We start from the raw sequence: 3,464 nt of genomic DNA, 5'->3' as shown, positions 1-3,464 counted from the left end.
GTGCTCAACCTGCTCGCCGACCTGCAGGACGAGTTCAAGCTGACCTATGTCTTCATCAGCCACGATCTGTCGGTGGTGCGCTACATCGCCGACGACGTCATGGTGATGTATTTCGGCGAGGCGGTCGAATACGGCTCGCGCGACGAGGTCTTCTCGGACCCCAAGCACAGCTACACCAAGACGCTCTTCGCCGCGACGCCGCGCGCCGACGTGGCAAGCATCAAGGCAAGGCTGGCGAAGAAGGCGGCGTAAGGCTCGAACCAGACGTCCGGGCGTCACGCCAGCTTCGCAATGATTGCCCGCAGCGCTTCGCCGAAACGGTGCACTTCCTCGACCGTGTTGTAGTGCACCAGCGAGGCGCGGATCGCGCCGCTGTCCATCGACAGGTTCAGCCGCTTCATCAGCCGCGGCGCGTACATATGGCCGTCGCGGATGCCGATCTGCAAGGCCGCCATCTCCTCGACGATCCTTTGCGGCGACAGTGTGCCGATGTTGAAGCAGAAGGTCGGCACGCGCTCATGGATACACGCCTCGTCGGCGACGCCGTAAATTGTCGCGCCGCAGGCCTTCAGCACCTTCATCATCTCGCGCGCCAGCGTCAGCTCGTAGTCGCGAATGGCGTTCATGCCGGCGGCGATGTTGTCGCGGCGCGAGCGGTTGTTCTCGGCCAAGAAATTGCGGCCGATCAACTCCAGGTAGCGCACCGCTGCGTCCATGCCGGAGACATTCTCGTAGATGAAGGTGCCGGCCTCGACCTTGTAGGGCGGCTCATCCGGGATGAAGTCCTCGCGGAAGGTCGGCAGCCGCTTCAACGTTTCGAAGCGGCCCCAGAGAAAACCCATATGCGGCGAGAAATTCTTGTAGCCTGAGCAGACGAGATAGTCGCAGTCCCAGGCCTGCACGTCGATCAGCCCGTGCGGCCCGTAGTGCACGCAGTCGAGGAACACTTCCGCGCCTGCCGCATGCGCGATCTTGGCGACCGAAGCGACATCGACAATCGAGCCGATCGAGTGCGCGGTTACCGTGCAGGCGACGAGCCGGGTGCGGTCCGACATCAGCGGCTTGAGGTCGTCGACATGCAGATTGCCGTCCTCGCGCATGCGCCACCATTTGAACCTGGCGCCGGCCTGCTCCAGCGCCAACCACGTGGCGATGTTGGCGTCATGGTCCATGTCGGTGACGACGATCTCGTCGCGTTCCGAAAGCATCTGGCCGATGCCAAGGCTGACAAGGCGGATGAACGAGGTGGCGTTCATGCCGAAGCAGATTTCGGACGGGCTGTAGGCGTTGATCAGGAGCGCCACACTCTCACGCGCTTCGGCGACGGACTGGTCGACGGTGACGCTGCGGCCGTAGCGGCCGCCGCGCTGCACGTTGTGCGCCACCAGATGGCTGGTCACCGCGTCGAGCACGCTTTGCGGGATCTGCGCACCGGCGGCGTTGTCCATGAAGATGAAGTCGCCGGCCTGCCGGAGCGCCGGGAACATGGCGCGGATCTTCTCGACCGGGAACGAAGCGGCGCTCTCCTGCGCTTTCGAAACATGGTGCTGGTTCACGGGAGTCTCCTTCAGCTAATCGAGGTCATTCCAAGGGATCAGTGCGCGGACCGAGCTTTGCCGCGCTCTTCGAGGTAGCCGACCAGCCGCACCAGCGGCCACAGGAAGGCGAGATAGATGATCGCCGCGCCGATCAGCGGCGTCGGATTGGCCATCAGCGCCTGCGCGTCGGTCGCCTGCTTCAAGAGGTCCGGCATCGCCACCACCGAGGCGAGCGCGGTGTCCTTGAACACCGAGACGCAGTTGCTGGTGAGCGGCGGAATGACGACACGGATCGCTTGCGGCAGGATCACCTTGCGCATGGCGACCCAAAAGGGCAGGCCGAGCGCCGAGGCCGCCTCGAACTGGCCCTTCGGAATGTTCTCGATGCCGGCGCGGCAGACTTCCGCCGTGAAGGCCGCCAACACCAGCGACAGCGCAAGTGCTGCCGAGACGAAGGACGACAGGCGGATGCCGATGAAGGGCAGGGCGTAGTAGATCAGGATCAGCACCACCAGGATCGGAAGCGCGCGGAACATGTCGATATAGAGCGTCGCCAGCCGCCTGAGCGGCTTCGGCGCGTAGAGCCGCACCAGGCAGATCGCCAGCCCGCCGATCGTGCCGAAGACGATCGCCGCGCAGCCGAGCAGAATGGTGTTGCCAAGACCGCGGATCAGGATCGGAAACGACCGGACCAGGATGCCCCAGTTGAAGAAGGTGTCGATCAGTTCCATCGGCGCTCACCGTGAGACAAGGTTCGCCGTGTTTGGCGAGACCCAAATGGTCGAAGCGAGAGCGCCAACTCTTGCTGCCGCTCTCGTCGGAATTTCTGATTAGCCGGCTTATTGCGGGATCGGGCCAGGCGTCACCGTGCTGGTGCCGGCTTCCGGATCGACGCCGAACCACTTCTTGTGGATCGCGGCCATGGTGCCATCCTTCTTCATTTCGCTGATGGCGTCGTTGACCTTTTCAAGCAGCGGATGGCCCTTCTTGGTCATCATGGCGAAGCGCTCGCCCGTCGGGATGCGCACCAGGATCTTAAGCGCTGGCATCTGCTTGATGGCGAACAGGAAGCCGGCGAGCTCGCCCGCGCCGCCGTCGATGCGGCCGTTCTGCACGTCGAGCAGAAGGTCCTGCTGGGCGTTGTAGCTCTTGGTTTCTGCAACGCCGAGCTTGGCGGCGTTCTCCTTCATGTAGGCTTCGCCCGTCGAGCCGGCGATGACCCCGATGGTCTTGCCCTTCAGATCGTCGAGCGATTTGATGGCGGAATCCGCCTTGCCGACGATGGTACCGTCGCTGTCGTAATAGGCTTGCGTGAAGCCCTGGTTCTGCAGCCGCTCCTTGGTGACCGAGATCGAGGACACGGCAAAGTCGATGCGGCCCGAAGCGGTCGCTGCGAACAGCGCCTGGAAGCCGAGATCCTGGAACTCGACCTCTGCGCCGATGCGCTTGGCGACATCATTGGCGACGTCGATCTCAAACCCCTCGAAGGCACCCGAATCGGTCTTGTATTCCCATGGCGGGTTGGCCGGATAGGCGCCCACCATGATCTTGTCGGCAAAGGCGGGCGCTGCAAAGGCGAGGCCGGCAGCGACGGCCATCCCAATCAGTCCTAGACGTTTCAACATCTTGCTTCCCTCTGGTTCGGTTCCTGATCCGCCCCTTTCCGGCGCCAAACTCCCGGGCGCCGCAGGCGAGGCGGTACCTGAATTCACGACGCGCGGCGTCGCCGCGAACCGATATGCTCCGTGAGCTGCGCGATCAGCGCATCGACCGCCGTCTCTGTGGTGACCATGCCGGGAGACAGCCGCAGCGTCGTGCCGCGCGCATCGCAGTAAAGCCGCTCGTCGCGAAGCGCAGCTATGATCTTCGCCGGCTCGGTACCTTGCGGCAGGCCGAGCATCACGCTGCCGCCACGTTCACTGGCAT

At 63.7% G+C, this 3,464-nt stretch carries 3 protein-coding genes and 2 pseudogenes; 1 reads left to right on the top strand and 4 read right to left on the bottom strand.

The window, feature by feature from the left end; genetic code table 11:
• Positions 1 to 252 (top strand): annotated as a pseudogene (locus EOA60_RS24395) (peptide ABC transporter ATP-binding protein); the annotation flags it as partial.
• Between the two features lie 23 nt (positions 253 to 275).
• Here the strand turns inward: EOA60_RS24395 and EOA60_RS24390 are convergent.
• The 4 genes and pseudogenes from EOA60_RS24390 to EOA60_RS24375 form a co-directional block, all read right to left on the bottom strand.
• Positions 276 to 1,556, bottom strand: coding sequence for a cysteine desulfurase-like protein (locus EOA60_RS24390; protein WP_095824274.1), 1,281 nt, complete (start codon positions 1,554 to 1,556; stop codon positions 276 to 278).
• A gap of 38 nt (positions 1,557 to 1,594) precedes the next feature.
• Positions 1,595 to 2,269: an amino acid ABC transporter permease gene (locus EOA60_RS24385; protein WP_095824273.1), complete on the bottom strand. Its 675-nt coding sequence runs from the start codon at positions 2,267 to 2,269 to the stop codon at positions 1,595 to 1,597.
• Between the two features lie 108 nt (positions 2,270 to 2,377).
• A complete protein-coding gene (locus tag EOA60_RS24380; protein ID WP_067003647.1) occupies positions 2,378 to 3,163 on the bottom strand; it encodes an ABC transporter substrate-binding protein in 786 nt (261 codons plus the stop codon).
• Positions 3,164 to 3,246: 83 nt separating this feature from the next.
• A pseudogene (locus EOA60_RS24375) lies at positions 3,247 to 3,464 on the bottom strand (aminotransferase); the annotation flags it as partial.

This window comes from Mesorhizobium sp. M1A.F.Ca.IN.020.06.1.1, from assembly GCF_004023265.1.
In the GTDB taxonomy this organism is placed as follows: Bacteria; Pseudomonadota; Alphaproteobacteria; order Rhizobiales; family Rhizobiaceae; genus Mesorhizobium.
Note: the sequence above shows the minus strand (reverse complement) of the source record. Positions and strands in the feature narration are given on the sequence as shown.